The organism is Kribbella sandramycini, from assembly GCF_013131805.1.
GTDB classification, from domain to species: domain Bacteria; phylum Actinomycetota; class Actinomycetes; order Propionibacteriales; family Kribbellaceae; genus Kribbella; species Kribbella sandramycini.
Map to the genome: position 1 here is coordinate 1,168,335 of NZ_JABJRC010000002.1, position 11,665 is coordinate 1,179,999.

12 protein-coding genes are annotated in these 11,665 nt (G+C 70.3%); 6 read left to right on the forward strand and 6 right to left on the reverse strand.

What is annotated here, in order from left to right; genetic code table 11:
- Positions 1 to 26 precede the first annotated feature (26 nt).
- Complete coding sequence (locus HPO96_RS12740) at positions 27 to 2,780, forward strand: BTAD domain-containing putative transcriptional regulator (RefSeq protein WP_171673556.1); 2,754 nt, start codon at positions 27 to 29, stop codon at positions 2,778 to 2,780.
- On the opposite strand, the gene HPO96_RS12745 is transcribed toward HPO96_RS12740, so the two are convergent.
- Positions 2,777 to 3,328, reverse strand: coding sequence for a TetR/AcrR family transcriptional regulator (locus tag HPO96_RS12745; protein WP_171673557.1), 552 nt, complete (start codon positions 3,326 to 3,328; stop codon positions 2,777 to 2,779). The two genes, HPO96_RS12740 and HPO96_RS12745, sit on opposite strands and share 4 nt — an antisense overlap.
- 85 nt (positions 3,329 to 3,413) lie before the next feature.
- Here HPO96_RS12745 and HPO96_RS12750 point away from each other — a divergent pair, with 85 nt between their 5' ends.
- Both HPO96_RS12750 and HPO96_RS38190 read left to right on the forward strand, forming a co-directional pair.
- Complete coding sequence (locus HPO96_RS12750; RefSeq protein WP_171673558.1) at positions 3,414 to 3,848, forward strand: DUF6463 family protein; 435 nt, start codon at positions 3,414 to 3,416, stop codon at positions 3,846 to 3,848.
- Between the two features lie 3 nt (positions 3,849 to 3,851).
- The gene (locus HPO96_RS38190) at positions 3,852 to 4,625 is read left to right on the forward strand and encodes a BTAD domain-containing putative transcriptional regulator (RefSeq protein ID WP_171673559.1); all 774 of its coding nucleotides are present in this window, start codon (positions 3,852 to 3,854) and stop codon (positions 4,623 to 4,625) included.
- A 5-nt stretch (positions 4,626 to 4,630) separates the two neighbouring features.
- On the opposite strand, the gene HPO96_RS12760 is transcribed toward HPO96_RS38190, so the two are convergent.
- Positions 4,631 to 6,130: an AAA family ATPase gene (locus HPO96_RS12760; RefSeq protein WP_171673560.1), complete on the reverse strand. Its 1,500-nt coding sequence runs from the start codon at positions 6,128 to 6,130 to the stop codon at positions 4,631 to 4,633.
- Positions 6,131 to 6,197: 67 nt separating this feature from the next.
- Here HPO96_RS12760 and HPO96_RS12765 point away from each other — a divergent pair, with 67 nt between their 5' ends.
- Together HPO96_RS12765 and def are read left to right on the forward strand one after the other, a co-directional pair.
- Positions 6,198 to 7,013 carry an LLM class F420-dependent oxidoreductase gene (locus HPO96_RS12765; protein WP_171673561.1) on the forward strand — a complete coding sequence of 272 codons (816 nt, stop codon included), beginning with the start codon at positions 6,198 to 6,200 and terminating at the stop codon, positions 7,011 to 7,013.
- Positions 7,014 to 7,123: 110 nt separating this feature from the next.
- Positions 7,124 to 7,723 carry a peptide deformylase gene (gene def / locus HPO96_RS12770; protein WP_171673562.1) on the forward strand — a complete coding sequence of 200 codons (600 nt, stop codon included), beginning with the start codon at positions 7,124 to 7,126 and terminating at the stop codon, positions 7,721 to 7,723.
- A 4-nt stretch (positions 7,724 to 7,727) separates the two neighbouring features.
- Here def and HPO96_RS12775 read toward each other — a convergent pair whose 3' ends face one another.
- Positions 7,728 to 8,261 carry a nucleoside/nucleotide kinase family protein gene (locus HPO96_RS12775; protein WP_337796608.1) on the reverse strand — a complete coding sequence of 178 codons (534 nt, stop codon included), beginning with the start codon at positions 8,259 to 8,261 and terminating at the stop codon, positions 7,728 to 7,730.
- A gap of 25 nt (positions 8,262 to 8,286) precedes the next feature.
- Complete coding sequence (locus HPO96_RS12780) at positions 8,287 to 8,808, reverse strand: GNAT family N-acetyltransferase (protein ID WP_171673564.1); 522 nt, start codon at positions 8,806 to 8,808, stop codon at positions 8,287 to 8,289.
- 27 nt (positions 8,809 to 8,835) lie between these two features.
- Here HPO96_RS12780 and HPO96_RS12785 point away from each other — a divergent pair, with 27 nt between their 5' ends.
- The gene (locus HPO96_RS12785) at positions 8,836 to 9,891 is read left to right on the forward strand and encodes a LacI family DNA-binding transcriptional regulator (protein ID WP_171673565.1); all 1,056 of its coding nucleotides are present in this window, start codon (positions 8,836 to 8,838) and stop codon (positions 9,889 to 9,891) included.
- On the opposite strand, the gene HPO96_RS12790 is transcribed toward HPO96_RS12785, so the two are convergent.
- Positions 9,869 to 10,708, reverse strand: coding sequence for a carbohydrate ABC transporter permease (locus HPO96_RS12790; protein ID WP_171673566.1), 840 nt, complete (start codon positions 10,706 to 10,708; stop codon positions 9,869 to 9,871). The genes HPO96_RS12785 and HPO96_RS12790 overlap by 23 nt on opposite strands.
- The gene (locus HPO96_RS12795) at positions 10,705 to 11,664 is read right to left on the reverse strand and encodes a carbohydrate ABC transporter permease (RefSeq protein WP_171673567.1); all 960 of its coding nucleotides are present in this window, start codon (positions 11,662 to 11,664) and stop codon (positions 10,705 to 10,707) included. Before HPO96_RS12795 ends, HPO96_RS12790 begins: the two co-directional genes overlap by 4 nt.
- Position 11,665 lies beyond the last annotated feature (1 nt).

Sequence of the window (11,665 nt, forward strand, 5' to 3'; positions counted from 1 at the left end):
AATCATTGCGTGGCTATCATGCTGCGGTGAGCGGTCTTCAGGTGCGCCTGCTCGGGGTGTTCGAGGTGGTCGTCGACGGCCGGGCGGTCGTCGTGCGTGGCGCCACCCAGCGGTCCTGCCTGGCGCTGCTCGCCCTGCGCGCGGGGCGCTCGGTGCCGCCGGAGACGCTGATCGACCTGCTCTGGGCCGAGCGCGCGCCGAAGAACGTCCGGGCCGCGCTGCATTCGGTGATCGCCAAATCACGCCAGCTGCTCGGGCCGGAGTCGATCGGCCGCGACGAGGCCGGCTACCGGCTCGACATCGTGCCCGCCGATGTCGACGTCCTGCGCTTCCTGGCCTTGCTCGACGATGCCGAGCGCAGTGACGATCGGCAGCAGCTGGCCGCAGCGCTCGCGCTCTGGGGCGAGCCGCTGGCCGGTGGGATCGTCGCGTCGATCCGGCACGAGCACGGGCCGGAGCTGTACGAGCGCTACCTGCGCGGTGTGGAACGGCGGATCGACCTCGACCTCGAAGCCGGTCAGCGCACCGGTATCTGCGAAGAGCTGGGCAGGCTGACCCACACCTTCCCACTGCGGGAGTCGCTGTGGCTGCGGCTGCTGAAGGCGCTGGTCGCCGAGGGCCGGCGCCCGGAGGCGCTCGACCAGTACGAGCGAATGCGGGTTCAGCTCGCCGACGGGCTCGGTATCGACCCGTCCGCCGAGCTCCAGGCATTTCATCTCAGCCTGCTGGACGACGATCCGGTCCCCGACCGGACGGCGCAGCCGGCCGTGCCCCGCCAACTGCCGCTCGATCTGCGCCGGTTCATCGGCCGGACGGCCCAGCTGGAGGAGCTGAACCGGCTGTTGCCGAGTGGATCGGACACCGCACGCGTCGTCGTCCTCCACGGTGCGGCCGGCGCTGGAAAGACCAGCCTGGCCGTGCATTGGGCACATCAGGCGAAGGACCGGTTCCCCGATGGGCAGATCTTCCTCGGCCTCCGCGGCTACGGCGCGCGCGAGCCGCTGGACGCCGAGACCGCGCTCGACACGATCCTGCGCGGCCTGGGCTTGCCCGGCGCCCGGATCCCTGCAGACCTCGAATCCCGCAGCGCGCTATTGCGCACCGAGCTGGCCGCGCGCCGCCTGCTGCTGATCCTCGACGACGCCCGTAGCGCGGATCAGATCCGGCCGCTGCTGCCCGGCTCGTCCACCCAGGTCCTTGTGACCAGCAGGAGCCGGCTGAGCAGCCTGACGGTCCGTGACGGCGCCGAACCGATCGCCGTACCGGCACTCGACGGGCCGGAGGGCCGGGAGCTGCTGCGTCGGCTGATCCAGAATCCTGCGCTGGACGAACGGGCGCTGGACGAACTCGTCCGGCTCTGCAGCGGATTGCCGCTCGCCTTGGCCATCACCGGCGAACAGCTCAACAGGCACCCTGACGAAGCTGAGTCGGTGACCGGGCGGCTGCGCAGTCTGGCCGAGCGCATCGACGTCCTGAGTAGCGGCGACAGTCCCGCGACCGACGTCCGGGCGGTGCTGTCCTGGTCGTACCAAGCTCTCGATCCGGAGGCGGCCGCGATGCTGCGGGCGCTGGGCGCGATCGCGGTCGAGCCACTGCGGCTACCGGCGATCGCCGCGCTGGCCGGTTTGCCGCTCGCCGACGCGCGCCGGACGCTGCGCGTCCTGACCGATCTGCATCTGGTTCACCAGGTCGATGCCGGCCAGGTCAGGCTGCACGACGTCATGCGGGCCTACGCCCGGGAGCGGTCCGCGGCCGAGGACGGCGCCGCCGTCCGGCACGACGCCGCGAATCGGCTGGTTCATTGGTATCTCTCGACGGCCGAGGTCGCGCGGACCAGGGAGTCCGAGCTGCGCCTGCTGCCGCTCCTGCCCGCCCCGCCCGGAGCGCCGGAGTCGTTGCCGCTGGCCAGCACCGAGGATGCTCGGGCCTGGTTCGAAGCCGAGCGCCGGACGCTGATCACCCTGGTCCTCGACACCGCGGAGCGTGGTGAGCACGAACTCGCGGCCCGGCTCGCCGTCACCCTGTGGGACGACCTGGAACGCAGCTACGCGCTGACGGACAGTCGTTTGGTGCAGGCGACCGCCGTCACCTCCGCGGCCCGGGCCGGCGATCCGCTGCTCCGCGCGGTCGCGCTCAATCAGCACGGCGCCACCCTCGGCATGTCCGGCGATCTCGAAGCCGCCGCCGACGCCCTGCGCGAAGCCCTGACGCTCTTCGCCGCCGCCGGCCACGAGTACGGCGAACGGATGGTCCGGAGCAATCTGAGTATCGCGCTGCGGCTGCTCGGTCGCCCGCAAGAGGCCATCGAACAGCTGGAGCTCGCGCTGGCCGGATCGATGGCCACCGAGCAGGAGGGCACGCTCCGGAACAATCTCGCGATGACCTACCTCGCGACCGCGCAGTACGACGAGGCGGTCGCGTCGGCCACGGAGGCGATCCGGCTGCATCGCCTGGCCGGGGACACCCGCGGGACGGCGTACGCGCAAGACACGCTCGGGCAAGGCCTCAAAGCGGTCGGCGACCTGCCGGCGGCCTTGGCTGCCTTCCAGGACGCCGCCCGGCTGAACGAAAAGCTGGACAACCACGGCGGTTTGTCCGGTTCACTCGTCCGGCTCGGCGAGACCGAACTGGCGGCGGGGCTGGTCACCGAGGCGCGGAAGACGCTGATGCGGGCTCTCCGGCTGCTCTCGGCGTCCGAGCGGTCCGGCTGGCAGCGCGAGCAGGAGGAGCGGATCCGGGCTCTGCTGACCCAGACTGCGAGGGTCTGGCCGACCGGTTAGCCGGCGCCGAAGAGCAGTTCGGTCGCGCGCTGCCAGACCTCGTCCGGGGTCTGGTCCGGATGGTCGACGGCGATCAGGTCGCCGGCGATCGCGCCGGCGAAGGCCAGCAGACAGCGCGCCTCCAGCTCAGCGGGATCGGCGAAGCGCGCCGCGAACTGGGTGCGTAGATAGCCCATCCGCTGGTTGTCCACCCGGCGCAGCCGGACCGCGACCTCGTCGTCGCGCCGCGCCCAGGACCGGATGGCCAGATCGAGCGGCAGCAGGTCGGGCGCGAAGGTCAGGTCGGCCGCGAGCCGGGCCCGCACGACCGGGCTGCCCCCGCGCTGCTCCGCGGTGTCGATCGCCTCGGCGATGCTGCGCCGCTCCCAGGCGTCCAGAATCTCGGTCAGGAGCTCCGCGCGACCGGCGAAGTAGCCGTAGAAGCCGCCTTTCGTCACACCCAGCGAGCGGGCCAGATCCTCGATCCGGACCGCGTCGGGCCCGCCGGCGGCCAGCACCGCGGCACCGGCGTCGATCCACACCTGACGCGGGGTCCGGGCCTTCGCCATCATCACCTCCGGAAACTCATCTGTACGGCATCGTACAGATCCTGCTAACCTGCAATCTATACGACACCGTATAGATTGGATTTCGATGGCGACTCCGACAACCGGCGTGCGCGGAGCGCGCCTGACCCAGGCAGCCGGCTGGACGGCGCTGACCTTCGGCGCCGTGCACATGCTCGTCACCCCGTGGGACACCCGGGCGGTCTGGTCGGCCGCCCTGAGCGACGGCTGGTGGAACAGCTTCACGCTGAACGTGTCCACCACCTTCGCCGCGGCCAAGCAGTCCGAGGCCTTCTGGCTGACACTCGGCAGCTTCGGCGTACCGATGATCCTGACCGGCGCGCTGGTGGTGCGCGCCGCGCGCCGCGATGAGCGGGTGCCGGAGGCGATCGGCTGGGGCACCCTTGCCTGGGGCATCCTGCTGACCACCTCGCTACCGGCCTCGCCGGGGTGGGCGCTCCCGGTGATCGGCGGCTTGCTCATCGCGGGCGACCGGCTCCGTCGGCGCGCGGCCGGCGAGTAGCCGGTGTCCGGGGCGCAGCTCCGCCTGCTGGGCGGATTCGAACTCGTCCTGAACGGCATCCAGGTCGAGCTCCCGGGTGCGCGGACCCGCACGTTGCTGGGCATCCTGGCGCTGGCGGGCGGCAACGTCGTACCGACGTCTGTGCTGACCGATCGGCTGTGGGCCGACACTCCCCCGGTTCATCTCCGGGCCGCGCTGCACAGCGCGATCGCGAAGGCGCGGCGGCAGACCGCGCAGCTGATCCAGCGCGGCCGGGACGGCTATCGGCTCGCGATCGACCCGGATGCGGTGGACGTCCTGCGGATGGAGCGGCTGCTCGACGCGGCCGCCTTCGCCGCTGAACCCAGGCAGCGAGAGTTGCTGGAAGCGGCGCTGGCGAGCTGGGGCGAGCCGTTCGCGAGTGAGCCCGGGCATTGGCTGCACCGGTTCGAGGGGCCGCGCCTGATCGAGCGTTACCTGCAAGGGCTCGAACGGCGCATCGACCTCGACCTGTCCGCGGGCCGCCACGATCGGCTCTGTGACGAGCTGCTGGCGCTGACCACGACGTACCGGCTACGCGAGCCGTTGTGGCAGCGGCTGCTGCTCGCGCTCTCCGGCGCCGGCCGCCGGGCCGAGGCGCTGGCCAAGTACGAAGAACTGCGCACCGATCTCTCCGAGGCGCTAGGCGTTGCCCCAGGCAAGCAGTTGCAGGAGCTGCATCTACGGCTGCTCCGCGACGACGACGATGCGCACCCGCTACCAACAGCCGGTACGCGCGTCGTGTTGTCGTGGTCCTGAAGCCGTCAGTCGTCGTAGGAGATGTGCACGCTGGAGCTGTAGGCGGTGGGCATCGCGCCGCCCGGGCCTCCGAGCGGGATGTTGGGTGGGGCGATGCCGGGTTCCGGCAGCTCTGAAGTGTCAGGCGGGGCTGCGCCGAGGAGCCGGCGGGTCAGGGCGTCCCGGGCGGACAACAGTTCGTGCGCGGCGCTGCGGAGGTGGACGGCGGCGGGCGGCTCGGCAGCCTGGGCGGCCAGCAGGACCGTGCGCCGAACGAGCTCCTTCATGAAGGACGCGGTGGTGTTCTCGGTCAGCGTGACGATCTCCTCGATCACCTCCTCGGTGAGGTCGAGGGCGGGGCCGTAGAGGGTGAGGAGGCGCGCTCGGCCCTCGTCGTCCGGGAGGGGAACCTCGACAGCCATGTCGACGCGACCGGGACGCTGGGAGAGGGCGGGCTCGAGGAGGTCGGCCCGGTTGGTGGTGAGCAGGAACGCGACGTCGGCGTCCTGGGCGAGACCGTCCATTTCGTTCAGGACCTGGAAGAGCAGCGGGTTCTCCATCCCGCGGGAGAAGTCGCGAGCCTCGGCGACCAGGTCGCAGTCCTCCAGGACGACGAGGGCGGGCTGGAGCATCCGGGCCAGGGCGCAGGCCTCGGAGATGAAGTGGATACTCGTCCCCGCGAGCAGGACGACGGTGAACTCGGGCAGCCGGGACAGCAGGTAGCGGACCGTGTGGGTCTTGCCGGTGCCGGGCGGGCCGTAGAGCAGGACGCCGCGGCGCAGGTGCTGCCCGGCGGCGAGGAGGGTCTCGCGGTGCTCGGCGATGCCGACGACTTCGCGCTCGACACGCTCCAGGACGCCGGCCGGCAGGACGACGTCGTCGCGGCTGAGGCCCGGTCGCGGATGCAGGCGGAAGGGGCCGACGCCCTGGCCGAACTCGGAGCCCTCGAAGGAGACCACCTTGCCGCGGAAGACGTTGTGCTTGCGGATCAGCTCCGGCAATGCGCTCAGGAACCGGTCCCCCGCGCCGTCGCCGACCGCGAGCACCTCGAGATCGACCGACGAGCGCCCGTACTGCGGGTTCGGCGCGCGCAGCAGAGCGACGTACCGGTCCGCGCCCTGGACACCGAGGTAGAAGCCGAAGGCGACGCAGTCCATCTCCTCGCCGATGTCGATCGGGACCCGCTGATAGTCGACCGCGCCGAGCGCGAACCGGTCGTAGACGGCGAGTTCGAGGACCTCGCTGAGCGAGTGGTGGCCGCGGTTCGAGCCGGCCAGACCGACCACATCGAAGGAGTCGAACCAGCTCTCGATCGCCCGCTGGACGTTCGGCAGGTCGTACGGCGGGAAACTCGACGCGACCGCGGGCACCTGCTCGGGCTCGACGCCGAGGTGCTCCTGCAGCTTGTCGCGCAGGCCGACCCGGTTCGCGGAGTGGCCGCGATGGGCCTGCATCCGGTCCAGGAACCCGGTGAACAAGCGTGCGAACTCGTCGATCTCGTCCGGCTCCACGCCGTACCTCCCCATGATGGTTCCGCCGTCCGTCCCCGAGCCGATCCGGAGGGTCCTCCGTAACGGGGATAGGATCACCACCATGACAGATTCCGAGTCCACCGACCGCCCGTACTCGGCCTTCCCGGTACGGATCGGTCTGCAGGTCCAGCCCCAGCACGCGCCGTACGACGCGATCCGGCGGACGGTCGCGAAGGCCGAGGAGATCGGCGTCGACATCGCCTTCAACTGGGATCACTTCTACCCGCTGTTCGGGGAGCCGGACGGCCTGCACTTCGAGTGCTGGACGATGCTGGCCGCCTGGGCCGAGGCGACCGAGCGGGTCGAGATCGGCGCCCTGGTCACCTGCAACTCCTACCGCAACGCCGACCTGCTGGCCGATATGGCCCGCACGGTCGACCACGTCAGCGACGGCCGGCTGATCCTCGGCATCGGCTCGGGCTGGTTCGAGCGCGACTACGACGAGTACGGCTACGAGTTCGGGACGGCGGGCGGCCGGCTCGACAACCTGGCCGAGACGCTGCCGCGGATCGAGCAGCGCTGGGCCAAGCTGAACCCGGCGCCGACGCGCGACATCCCGGTGCTGATCGGCGGCGGCGGCGAGAAGAAGACGCTGAAGCTGGTCGCCAAGCACGCCAACATCTGGCACGGGTTCGGCGATGCCGAGACGCTCGCGCACAAACACGCCGTCCTCGACGAGCACTGCCGCGCGATCGGCCGCGACCCGGGTGAGATCGAGCGGTCGGCCGCGGTCGGCGACAAGACGCCGGACGCGGTCGGCAAGGGTCTGCTCGACGTCGGCAGCCGGCTGTTCACCGTCTCGGCCTCCGGCCCCGACTACGACCTCGGCCTGCTCCGCGAGTGGGTCGCCTGGCGCGACGAGGTGAACGCCAAGTAGCCCGAGCGTCCAGCGCTGCACAATCACCGCCGGCGGCCGTGCGGCCCGCTCGGCCGCCGGCGGAGGTGCGCATTGTGCAGCCGTGGAGATCCGCCGGTTAGGATTTCTGCATGTCTTCGAAGTACGAGCGTGGAACCGTGCGGCCGATCACCCGGTGGGGCACGGAGGTGATGCACCACCTCAACCAGCCGGTGACCGACTTCGGCCCCGAACTGCAGACGCTGGTCGCGGACATGTTCGCCACGATGGATGCCGCCGAGGGCGTCGGCCTGGCCGCGAACCAGGTCGGCGTCGACCTGCAGGTGTTCATCTTCGACTGCCCCGACAAGGACGGGAACCGGGTCGAGGGCGTCGTCTGCAACCCCGTCCTCGAGCTGCCCGAGGGGAAGGACCGCCGCCTCGACGAGGGTGACGAGGGCTGCCTGTCGCTGCCCGGCGCGTTCACCAAGTGCGCCCGCCCGGACGTCGCCAAGGTCAGCGGTGTCGACGAGCACGGCAACCCGGTCGCCTACGAGGGCACCGGGCTGCTGGCCCGCTGCTTCCAGCACGAGACCGACCACACCCAGGGCACCGTCTTCGGCGACCGGCTGTCCCGCAAGTACCGCAAGCGCCTCTTCGCCGAGGCCGAGGAGCTCGCCCCCGACTACCCGGCCGACTGGCCGATCACCCCGATGGTCGACCACGACCACGAGGAAGTCGGCGCGAGCTGACGCGCTACCAGCGCGCTTTCTCCAGGTCCGCGAGAATGACGTCGACCGTCTGCTCCGGGGTCTGTCCGGTGGTGTCCAGCCACAGGCCCCGGCGCGGGATCTGCTCCAGCCCGGCCTGCAACGCCCGGACGCCGTCGGCCGGCGACCCGTCGTCCTGCCAGTCCCGGTACGAGTTGTGTCCGCCGCGCCCGAGCTCACGCTCCACGATCGACTCCACGGTCGGCGTCAGTACGACGAGATAGGTCTCAACGGCCCGCAGCTTCGCGAACCACCGCTCGACGTGATCACCGAGCACAATGTCGCTGACCACATGGTCGAACCCGTTGTCGGCGTAATGCTGCGCAACCAGCGCAGTCGCCGCATACCGCAGCTCCAACTGCCGAATCGCCTCCGCCGACGGCTCCGGCGTCATCACCTCGGCCCCCGCGACCACCCCGTTGAAGAACACGTCACCGTCCAGCGTCGCCGCCGGCGGCCCCAGCCTGCTCGCCAGCAGCGGCGCGACCGTCGACTTCCCCGACGCCTGCAATCCAGTCACCAACACAACCTTCGGCATCCCGCCATCAGATCACGCGAAAGGTCTCCGCCGTCATCGAATAAACGGTGGCGTTGAACGTCTCGGCGCCGATGGTCAGATCGACCGTCCGGTCGAACGTCATCCCGAGCCGGCGCATCACGGCGATACTGCGGACGTTCGGCGTGTCGGTCATCGCGTCGATCCGGGGCAGCTGCAGCTCGGTGAAGCCGTAGCCGAGCCAATCAGCAGCCGCTTCGCTCGCGTAGCCGTGGCCCCAGTGCTCGCGAGCCAAGCGCCAGCCGATCTCGAGCGTTTCCGGGTTCCACTCCTCCTGGGACAGACCGCCGGCGCCGAGGAACACGCTGTCGGCGGCGCGCTCGATGGCCAGGAAGCCGAAGCGCCCGGCCGCCCACTGATCGTTGATGCCGGCCGCTTCGCGGTCGGACTCGGCGCGGGTGAGCGGGCCACCGAGGTAGCGCATCACCTCGGCGTCGGCATTCAGCGCGGCCCAGGCGGGCAGGTCGGTGTCCTGAAACGGCCGCAGGACGAGTCGTTCGGTCGTACGCATGGGCGGTCCTGTCGATAAGCTGCAACGATGAACGGTTCGGGGGACGGGGCGGCGCGGCGGCCGGTGACGCTTGATGATGTGGCGCGGGCGGCGGGGGTTTCGCAGCCGACGGCGTCGCGGGTGCTGAACGGGAGTTCGCGGCGGGTGGCGCCAAGTTATCGCGAGCGGGTGCTGACGGCGGCGCGCGAGCTCGGGTACACGCCGAATCTGCCCGCGCAGGCGATGGCGCGGGGCACTTCGCGCACGATCGCGCTGGTGATCAGCCTGATCTCGGACCCGTACTTCTCGGCGATGGCCGCCGAGATCATGAAACAGGCCGAGGCGATCGGGCTGCACGTCTCGATCGCGGTCACCGAGCGGCTCGCCGAGCGCGAGCTCGACCTGGTGCGCGAGCTGCGCGGTCAGCAGCCGCGCGCGATCATCCTGGCCGGCACGGGGTACGTCGAGCCGCCATCCGAGCAGGCACTGATCGACGAGCTGCAGCGCTACGAGGAGACCGGCGGCCGGGTCGTCCTGATCAGCCGCTCGGATCTGCCGTTCGAGACGGTGGATTTCGACAACCACGAGGGTTCGCGGCAGCTGGCGCGCGAGCTGGCGACGCTCGGGTACCGCAACTGCCTGGTGCTCGGCAGCGCCACTCCCCTGCTCTCGATGCAGCAGCGCGTCGAGGGCTTCGTCGCCGGGCTGGCCGAATCCGGCGTCACCAACACCCGGGTGCACCAGCCCGGCTTCAGCTGGGTGGGCGCCCGCGAGTACGTGCTCGGCCTACCGGACGCCGAAGCGCGCGAGCTCGACCTGGTCTTCGCCGTCACCGACGACATGGCGCTCGGCGCCCTGGCCGGTCTGCGCGAGCGCGGTCTGCGCGTTCCCGAGGACGTCGGGGTCGCCGGCTTCGACGACATCAGCACGCTCCGGGACGTCGTCCCCCGGCTGACCACCGTGCACGTCGCGCTGAACGCCGTCGCGCAGGAGGCCGTCTACCGCGCGACCACGACCGACACCGACCTGGTACGGCGTACTGTCCCGGCCTACCCGGTGGTGCGGGACAGTACGCCGCGGGTCACAACTTCACGCCGCCGCTGATCAGGTCGAGTTTCCAGTACCGCTGCAGGCTCAGGAACAAGATCGCGAGCGGGACGATCGAGACCAGGACGCCGGCGATCACGATCGAGTACTGCGCGGCCTGACCGCCGGTGATGATCATCAGGCCGTAGAGCCCGAGCGTGAGCGGGAACAGCTGGTCGTCGTTGATCATCACGAACGGCAGCAGGAAGTTGTTCCAGATGCCGATGAACTGCAGCAGGAAGACCGTGACGAGCGCGGGCAGCATCAGCGGGGCGCCGACCGAGCGGAAGATCCGCCACTCGCTGCCGCCGTCGATCCGGGCCGCCTCCATGATCTCGTCCGGGACCGACGCCTCGGAGTAGATCTTGCACAGGTAGATCGCGAACGGGCTGACCAGCTGCGGCAGCAGCACGGCCGCGTAGTTGTTGGTCATCCCGGCCTTGGCCAGCAGCAGGAACTGCGGGACCGCGAGCAGGATCTGCGGCAGCAGCACCGCGGCCACGATCGCCCGGAACAACATGATGCTGCCGGTGAAGCGGTACTTGCCGAGCGCGTACCCGGCCGCGCCCGCGATCGCCGTCGAGAGGACGCCGCCGCCGACGGCGTAGATCACCGAGTTCAGCACCCAGCGGCCGAAGATGCCGTCGTTGTAGCTGAACAAGGCGTCCAGGTTGGTGAAGAAGCCGCCGTTGAAGGCGGGGACGAACGGCGCGGTCGAGAACAGCTCGTCGTTCGTCTTGGTCGCGGCGATCACGATCCAGAGCACCGGGAGCACGCAGTACAGGGCGCCGATCAGCAGGATCAGCGTCGGCACCCAGCGGGTTCGCTGTGTCATCGGGCCCTCCCGATCCGGCGGCCGATCGCGGAGACGACCACGGTGGCCGCGACCGTCATCACGATCAGCAGGAACGACGTCGCCGCGCCCTCGTAGATGCTGTTGTCGACGAACGCGTCGGTGTACGCGCGCATCAGCGGCACCCAGGTCGAGGAGATCGCGTTGGCGAGCGGTTTCAGCGTGGTCGGCTCGTTGAACAGCTGCAGCGCGCCGATCACCGAGAACAGCGCGACCATCGCGACGGCCGGGGCCATCAACGGCAGTTTCACCCGGACGGCGATCTGGAACTCCGAGGCGCCGTCCAGCTCGGCCGCCTCGAACAGCTCCCGCGGCAGGCTGCGCACGGTCGTGTAGAGGATGACCATGTTGAACCCGACGACACCCCAGACCGCGACGTTCGCGACGCTGAAGAAGATGCCGCGGCTACCGAAGTAGTCGAACGTGCCGCCGCCGATCGGGCTGGTCGCCGGGAGGTACAGGAAACCCCACAACAGACTCGCCACCACGCCCGGGACGGCGTACGGCAGGAAGATCGCCAGCCGCGCGAACCCGGTCAGCCGGGCCCGTTTCGCGTCCAGACACAACGCGAACACCGTCGCCAGGACGACTGTCATCGGTACGCCGAACGCCCCGATCAGCAGCATCCGCCCCAGACTCGCCCAGAACTCGCCGTCCGTCAGCGCCGCCGTGTAGTTCGAGAACCCCGTCCACACCTCGGTCGGCTTCCCACCCCCCAGCAACCCGCGCCCGACTTGCAACCGCCGAAAACTCAAGAACACCGCATAGATCGCCGGAGCGACCGTGAACAGGAGTAGGAGGATGATGGCCGGGCTGACCAGCGCCGCAGGCAACAGCCCGCCATGCCGCCCGTTCCGGGCACCCCGCACGCCGTGGGGCGCGGAGCGCGCCGCCGCCGGGTGCGAACCGGCGGCGGGTTCGTCTGCTCGGCTGCTCATG

Coding starts and splice junctions, on each gene's coding strand:
- HPO96_RS12745 (WP_171673557.1), bottom strand. CDS start 3,328: ATGGCGAAGGCCCGGACCCCGCGTCAGGTGTGGATCGACGCCGGTGCC.
- HPO96_RS12750 (WP_171673558.1), top strand. CDS start 3,414: ATGGCGACTCCGACAACCGGCGTGCGCGGAGCGCGCCTGACCCAGGCA.
- HPO96_RS12760 (WP_171673560.1), bottom strand. CDS start 6,130: ATGGGGAGGTACGGCGTGGAGCCGGACGAGATCGACGAGTTCGCACGC.
- HPO96_RS12765 (WP_171673561.1), top strand. CDS start 6,198: ATGACAGATTCCGAGTCCACCGACCGCCCGTACTCGGCCTTCCCGGTA.
- def (WP_171673562.1), top strand. CDS start 7,124: ATGTCTTCGAAGTACGAGCGTGGAACCGTGCGGCCGATCACCCGGTGG.
- HPO96_RS12780 (WP_171673564.1), bottom strand. CDS start 8,808: ATGCGTACGACCGAACGACTCGTCCTGCGGCCGTTTCAGGACACCGAC.
- HPO96_RS12785 (WP_171673565.1), top strand. CDS start 8,836: ATGAACGGTTCGGGGGACGGGGCGGCGCGGCGGCCGGTGACGCTTGAT.
- HPO96_RS12790 (WP_171673566.1), bottom strand. CDS start 10,708: ATGACACAGCGAACCCGCTGGGTGCCGACGCTGATCCTGCTGATCGGC.
- HPO96_RS12795 (WP_171673567.1), bottom strand. CDS start 11,664: ATGAGCAGCCGAGCAGACGAACCCGCCGCCGGTTCGCACCCGGCGGCG.